The following is a 6,000-nucleotide window of genomic DNA, read 5'->3' as shown; positions in this document are numbered from 1 at the left end:
GTTGCACAGTGCGCTGGGCTACCGCTCGCCGGCCGAGTTCGAAAAGATGGTTGTTGTTCCCTAATTAACCTGTCCGAGAAATCGGGGGTAGCTCAGCCAGTCCCCGTTTTGTCTGGAAAGCAGCCGTGATCCCTTGGCGGTAGTCATAGTGGTCAAACGTCTTGGCTTGCGGACACAAGTCTGCGCAAGCGTCCGCCTTTTCGGCGATGATCTCCTGAGTCCATGCACGGCAGGAGCTGCTAGATGAAGCAGCTTGAGCGACGGCGGGTGATAACGCCAGAACAATGGCGATGATGCCTTTCATGATAGCTAGCACCTGAACTGAGCGAACCTGGGAAGCGCGTTTGAATTGAATGAATTGTCACTAGTTCAGCTAAACAAGATGGATCTCGTCTTCTGATAGTTTGTAGAAGCCCCATGGATGAGCCAAGTAGCGCGTCCGAAAGTAGCTGACGTGCAGGTCCCGTGGAACAGCATAAGATGCAACTACCAGAAACGGAAAATGGACCTCCGAGTACACTGTTACCTCACCGATTGGAATAGGCCCATGGAGATCGAAGCCGGAAATCCTATGCGTGAAAACATAGGCGCGCATTTGCTGCTCGATATGCGGCTGAGCGGCCTTGGCCGAAATGTATCCGCTAATGATTACGAACAGGAGTATTACGAAAACCATCAAGCTGCTTTTCTTAAAGCGCGACATTCTGTCTCCTGAGTGCTAGCGCCCGAATAAAGTCGCAGCACGAAGCAGCATTGAATTGAATGAATTGTTAGCCTCAGCCGCCAGATTGGTGGCTGATCCTGCCATTTTTGCAAACCCACACGACCAATTGAGCATCAAACGCTGGCTCGTCTGGTAGCCACATGACCGACCAGCAACTCTTCCCTGGATGGCCGGGTTACTCATGCCAGGAGATGCTAGCAAGGTAACGCTCCGTATTTGGAATCTTATGTTCTGAGACATAGGCTTCCGCCAAGCGCAGTGCCCCAGGAAGCTCAGTGCTGGGCTTGGCCAAGGACGCCCCACTAGCGAGTAACAGTGTGCACAGCAGACGGGCGCGGTTGAGCATGGATAGAAGTCTCACGAGGATGTCTAATCTTGGCCTAACGCCTGAATCAAGCCGACCCGCAAAGCGGGTTCGGCCTGAATGAATTGTTAGGCCGCACGCCGCCGCCCCGTGAGCGCACCGATGCCGCCGCCAACAAGCCCGTAAATTGCGCCCAAGACTACGACGAACGTTGCAGTGTAGAGCCAGGCCGACAGGGTAAGAGTGCCTGCGGCAAGGCGGCCTGGACCAATGGCCCAAGAAACGGCCCAGCCAAGCGTTGCATCAGTGATGCCCATTGCGAAACCGAATAAAACTGCAGCCAAGAACCCAAACTTACGAGCAGCGAAGAATGCAAATGCGATGTAGAAAACAGCGGATCCGAACGCTGCGTAAGTATAAGGAAAGCCAAGTGCTAGAGACGCGACAGATGCGACCCCATCAAACACGATCACCACCAAACACGATAGAGCGAAGAATTTGAGAGCTTGCAAGTGAGTCCTCTTTGCGGCGTAACGCCTGAATTAAGCCGCGCCGCGAAGCGGCGTCGGCTTGAGTGAATTGTTAGGAATCGCGGCGCAAGGCTACTTTGTCGGAATGGCGTATTGGGCTTGCCTGACACAAGACTCCGCTTCGCTCCTGCTCTTGAACTGATCCACGGTGAGTACGCCCCAGCCGTGGCCCGTCATTCCTACCCAGAAGATTGGGACTTCATCGGCGCGGGTGTCCAGATTTAGCACGCCACTTTTCCCGCCAGGGTTGTGCTCGATGTAGACGCTATGAGGGCCAGGTTCTACAAAGACATGTGCGAAGTTGTTTGGCTTCAAGGTTCCGATCGGCTTATTGTCAACGATTGCAGTTGTGCGGTTGCCTGCTCCGACAAACGCGGCTTTCTCTCGACATACGTACAGGCTAACTCTCCCGGGAACAGGCTGCAGTTCACGCAACGTAGCTTCGGCGCCCTTGTCTCCGTATGTCACCGTCGCGCATCCGGACATGATGGTGACGACTAGCCCAGCTGCTACAGCATGTTGGATCTTCATCCGAATTTCCCGTGAGACTTGACGAGGCCTAACGCCTGAGTTAGCCGAGTTGCGAAGCAACTTAGGTTTGAATGAGTTGTTAGGCAGTGAGTGGTCGCGAAGGCTAGATGGTGCAACCATGCTCCCCAGCACTGTCGCCCGGACCAAGTGTGCCACAGGTTGTGGGATACAGCTTGCCCAGTGCTGCAGCGGCCCGTGATGCCACCGAAGCCAAGTGCAATGAGCGCAGCGCGGGAATGACGGACAAGGGCGAAGCACCGAATTCGCCCCGCCCATAACGGTGATGGCTGCTGCCCGGAGCCGACCGCATGCACGCCAGCGAACTTACCGAAGCAGCAACCACCAACGCATTTGCTCCACCACCACCTAACGCCTGAGTTAAGCCGCGCCGCGAAGCGGCGTCGGCTTGGACGAATTGTTAGGTGGGAGCTGAGGTGCCCGGGAATCGCGTAGGCGAAGCACCTCTTCCCTGTCCTGGAGCGGTCGCATAAAGACCCCCGGTTTGATGCCTTGAAAATCTTGTCCCTTCAGAAGGATCAGTCGTTGCTCGGACTCTTGGGCATGGGCAGCCTGGATTTGGCCAAGGCTGTAATGGAGGTGGGAAGCCAGTGGCACGTAGAGTACCGGCGGGACCTTCGAGGCATTTGTGGCAATAATCTCGTGACAGCGATGCGCAGCCTGATCTGATTATTGAGTCCGGGGCCAGTTCGCGCCTCCGGGTCACGGACTTGCCTACCGGAGCCGCTAATCATGTCTACTCCCGTCACGCGGCCGACCAGCACGTGGTCCGCACTCGTTGCAATCTCTTCTAGCGTGGCTTCAAATGGAAACCCTGCCAGGGCAATAGCTGGTAGAAGAGCAAGAACGGTTAGCAGGATGCGACGCATGTTCTTCTCCAGCCTAACACCTGGGTTAAGCCGATCCGGGAAACGGCTTCGGATTGAATGAATTGTTAGGCCGCATCCTCTTGATACGTCCCGTCAGAGTGCTTTAGCCAGCCGGATCTATAGATGCCGGTGTCAAGATCAAAGATGCTCTCAAATTCCTGAATCCAGTCTCGTCGAACAAGTAGCCACGAACTCGCTCCAAGCGCAAGTCTTGAACGCCAGTGTCGGAATCCCAGACATGCTCACCGTCCCAGTAGTCACTCAACGGCATTTGAGCCGAGTAGACACACTGCCCTTCGGGGCTGTATCCGATCAGAATGGCACAGTCTTTAAGTACTCGATGATGCATCGTACAGCCTAACGCCTTACTTAGGCCGCGCCGCGAAGCGGCGTCAGCTTGAATGAATTATCAGGCCACGCCCTCACCGCTTGCTGAGCATGCGGGCGAAGTAGCTCTTACCCCAGTACGCTGCGAGGCGACGCGTACTGAGAAAGAGTTCCTCTGTGGCCTCTGGGTTACCCCGCTCGATGTCGGACCAGACGGACCTCGACGCAACGAAGATCGAGTAGCTGTCTCCATCAAGCGGAGGAAATTGCCGCGCCTCGTACTCGGGTTGTATCGCGTGATTGATGCTGAACAGAAGATTTTCTTGTATCGCTTTTGATGAAAGTGGAGCAGTAACTGGCGACTTGTCTCGCACAAGCAGCTCGCAACTTGAAGTGGTTACGGACCCTATGGTGAGGTATCCATCCGGGAGGAAGGCAGCGATGGCAGCAACAATCTCGGCAGGCCCATCTCGCCAGTCAATAACGGCACAGTTCTCCGCGCCGCCGAACAGAGCGATGGCCTCTTCGTCGCCTTCTAGCACACGGTGGAGAAGTGGTTGTTTCATGCGTGCGCGGCCTAACGCCTGAGTTAAGCCGCGCCGCGAAGCGGTGTCGGCTTGGACCAATTGGTAGTCCGCGATCTAGGCCGGCACATGTTGCGCCCACTGGCGGACGATGTGCTGCACCTGGGCAACCCGCGTTGCAACCGAGCCGGGTCCCGGGAAACTGATGCAAGCGCGGTCCGGCCCCAGCCATTGCAACAGACTTTCGGGATCCTCAATCGAGTTGCGTGCGATAGAGGTCTTCTTGACGCCGAGGTGCAGGATGAGCTGAAGCGGAACCTTGCCGTTCAGGCGCATGGTCGCGAAGTGCTCGCCGGTATAGAAGCTCGGGGCATTCCACTTAATCTCTTCCCCGATGCCGTCGACTGACGCCAGGATCGCGAAGCGCAAAGTTTCGACGTCCTCCCGCAGCGGCGAAGCAAGGCCTGCGATGTAATCGGCGACGGAAGCTGCGGAAGGAGACTTGCGACTACCCATAGCGGCTCCTAAGCGTGCTAACGCTTGAATTAAGCCGACCCGCGAAGCGGGTTCAGCTTGAATGAATTGTTAGCTAGCAGTCTAGTCCTCATGGCTATAGAAGGTATAGCCAGAGGGCTTACGCCCGAACGTGCTGGCCAGAAAGCCGACTGGGAAAGACTCCTCAACTGTAAGAGCCAGTACGGAGCCACGATTGGTGGCGGCATAGTTGCTGCCAGGCTGCCACTCCGACAGAACATCATTCTTGGCCTGCCTCTCCGCCGCCAAAAGGTCTGCAGCGCGAACAAGTCTGGTGGTGAAGAACCCAACGACTGGCGTGCCATCAAATAGTAAGTCGATTCCCCGGCCGGAGAGCGTGACTTTGAAATGCGGCATTGCCTGGTCTGCTGCCTAGCGCTTGAGTTAAGCCGACCCGCAACGAGCCGGCCCTGATCGGACGATGCGATGCCTCCGATACATTCGAACAAAGCAATGAAGCAATGAAGCGGGTTCGGCTTGAACGAACTGTCAGGCGTGCTAGCTACCGATGCTTCGATAAACTCGTTCAGCTTGCAAGGCAGTGAGCGCGAACCAATCGCTACTTTGCACACCAAATTCGTGCTCTGCATTTACAAGCGCCTCGTCTAGGGAAAAATGTAGGTGGTCACCATCGATTTGCTCCGAGTCAAAGTCTATATATCTGATAAGTAGATAGACGAAGCCGCCGTCTTCGCACATCAGTGCGTGCACTACCAGAAAGGAAATTGCCTCGTTCCGGTGGGATCTCCGCTTGACGTTCGCAGCGATTGATATGCTCGGGTGGTCCGAATGACTCATGGCACGCCTAGCGCCTGAATTAAGCCGACCCGCCAAGCGGGTTCGGCTTGAATGAATTGTTAGGCGCCAACCTACGGCACAAACCCGGCAGGAAGCAACCTGACCTCCGTAGCCCTGCAAATGCCGTTACCGCCGGACAGCGGTCGCACTCGCAAGATGGTGCCGTGAGGCGCAAGCTCTGCTTGGACAGTGACCACAGGTTGCTCGGAGCCATCTTCAAGTGACTGGATTGCACAGCAAGGCAGGGCCATTGGGGCGGCGGCGGAATCACCCGGTACGCAGAAGACTGCGGAGCCAGCAGCGACGTCGGCCTCCGTAGCCGGACGGCCGACAACACACGGCGTGTTGTGCCACTCACTTCCTGCAATTGAACCCCAAAGATCGGCCATGTTTGTTGTGGCGCCTAACGCCTGAGTTAAGCCGCGCCGCGAAGCGGCGTCGGCTTGGACGAATTGTTAGGACGCTACTCGACGTAATGCCCCAGAGCGGACGTACGAACACGGACCGCGATGGCTGAGCCTACGCCGAGTGGAGATCTAGTACAAAGACTCACGTAGCCAGCGGTTTCCGTCTTGACTTTCAGGTTGGTGCAGCGTTTTGACGGCCACGATGATATGACTCGGCCGACCTGAAGAGTTGTGTTGCCTACCGCCATGGTGAAGAAGATGCCGAAAACGAAACACGAAAGGAAGAAAACTGCTGCCGACATGATTGTGGCCTGCACGACTACATTGGAAGCGTTGATCTTGGCGGCGCGCGTTACCCTCGGATGTACGCTCCAATGGCCGACTAGGTACCGGTGAAAAGGAAGCCAGACGGCGAGCGACGCGCACAGGGAGAG

General features: G+C 56.3%; 7 protein-coding genes. 1 reads left to right on the top strand and 6 read right to left on the bottom strand.

Features of this window, described 5'->3' with window-relative positions:
* Window positions 1-64 precede the first annotated feature (64 nt).
* Window positions 65-304 carry a hypothetical protein gene (locus FHY18_RS13575; RefSeq protein ID WP_259155951.1) on the bottom strand — a complete coding sequence of 80 codons (240 nt, stop codon included), beginning with the start codon at window positions 302-304 and terminating at the stop codon, window positions 65-67.
* A gap of 243 nt (window positions 305-547) precedes the next feature.
* On the opposite strand from FHY18_RS13575, the gene FHY18_RS13570 reads away from it, so the two are divergent.
* Window positions 548-715, top strand: a complete 168-nt coding sequence (locus FHY18_RS13570) for a hypothetical protein (RefSeq protein ID WP_259155950.1) — start codon at window positions 548-550, stop codon at window positions 713-715.
* Between the two features lie 441 nt (window positions 716-1,156).
* Here the strand turns inward: FHY18_RS13570 and FHY18_RS13565 are convergent, their stop codons facing one another.
* The 5 genes from FHY18_RS13565 to FHY18_RS13545 all read right to left on the bottom strand — a co-directional run bounded on the left by FHY18_RS13565 (window position 1,157) and on the right by FHY18_RS13545 (window position 4,718).
* Window positions 1,157-1,540, bottom strand: coding sequence for a hypothetical protein (locus FHY18_RS13565; protein WP_259155949.1), 384 nt, complete (start codon window positions 1,538-1,540; stop codon window positions 1,157-1,159).
* Window positions 1,541-1,630: 90 nt separating this feature from the next.
* On the bottom strand, window positions 1,631-2,089 hold the full coding sequence (locus FHY18_RS13560; protein ID WP_259155948.1) for a hypothetical protein: 459 nt from the start codon (window positions 2,087-2,089) through the stop codon (window positions 1,631-1,633).
* Window positions 2,090-3,398: 1,309 nt separating this feature from the next.
* The gene (locus FHY18_RS13555) at window positions 3,399-3,869 is read right to left on the bottom strand and encodes a hypothetical protein (RefSeq protein ID WP_259155947.1); all 471 of its coding nucleotides are present in this window, start codon (window positions 3,867-3,869) and stop codon (window positions 3,399-3,401) included.
* A 75-nt stretch (window positions 3,870-3,944) separates the two neighbouring features.
* Window positions 3,945-4,343: a DUF1801 domain-containing protein gene (locus tag FHY18_RS13550; RefSeq protein WP_259155946.1), complete on the bottom strand. Its 399-nt coding sequence runs from the start codon at window positions 4,341-4,343 to the stop codon at window positions 3,945-3,947.
* Window positions 4,344-4,424: 81 nt separating this feature from the next.
* On the bottom strand, window positions 4,425-4,718 hold the full coding sequence (locus FHY18_RS13545) for a hypothetical protein (protein ID WP_259155945.1): 294 nt from the start codon (window positions 4,716-4,718) through the stop codon (window positions 4,425-4,427).
* Window positions 4,719-6,000: the final 1,282 nt, after the last annotated feature.

It is taken from the genome of Xanthomonas sp. 3793, assembly GCF_024806835.1.
In the GTDB taxonomy this organism is placed as follows: domain Bacteria; phylum Pseudomonadota; class Gammaproteobacteria; order Xanthomonadales; family Xanthomonadaceae; genus Xanthomonas; species Xanthomonas arboricola_F.
Note: the sequence above shows the minus strand (reverse complement) of the source record. Positions and strands in the feature narration are given on the sequence as shown.

What these genes read in the sequence shown, in the direction of transcription:
- FHY18_RS13550 (WP_259155946.1), bottom strand. Translation starts at nt 4,343, where the DNA reads ATGGGTAGTCGCAAGTCTCCTTCCGCAGCTTCCGTCGCCGATTACATC.
- FHY18_RS13560 (WP_259155948.1), bottom strand. Translation starts at nt 2,089, where the DNA reads ATGAAGATCCAACATGCTGTAGCAGCTGGGCTAGTCGTCACCATCATG.
- FHY18_RS13570 (WP_259155950.1), top strand. Translation starts at nt 548, where the DNA reads ATGGAGATCGAAGCCGGAAATCCTATGCGTGAAAACATAGGCGCGCAT.
- FHY18_RS13555 (WP_259155947.1), bottom strand. Translation starts at nt 3,869, where the DNA reads ATGAAACAACCACTTCTCCACCGTGTGCTAGAAGGCGACGAAGAGGCC.
- FHY18_RS13575 (WP_259155951.1), bottom strand. Translation starts at nt 304, where the DNA reads ATGAAAGGCATCATCGCCATTGTTCTGGCGTTATCACCCGCCGTCGCT.
- FHY18_RS13545 (WP_259155945.1), bottom strand. Translation starts at nt 4,718, where the DNA reads ATGCCGCATTTCAAAGTCACGCTCTCCGGCCGGGGAATCGACTTACTA.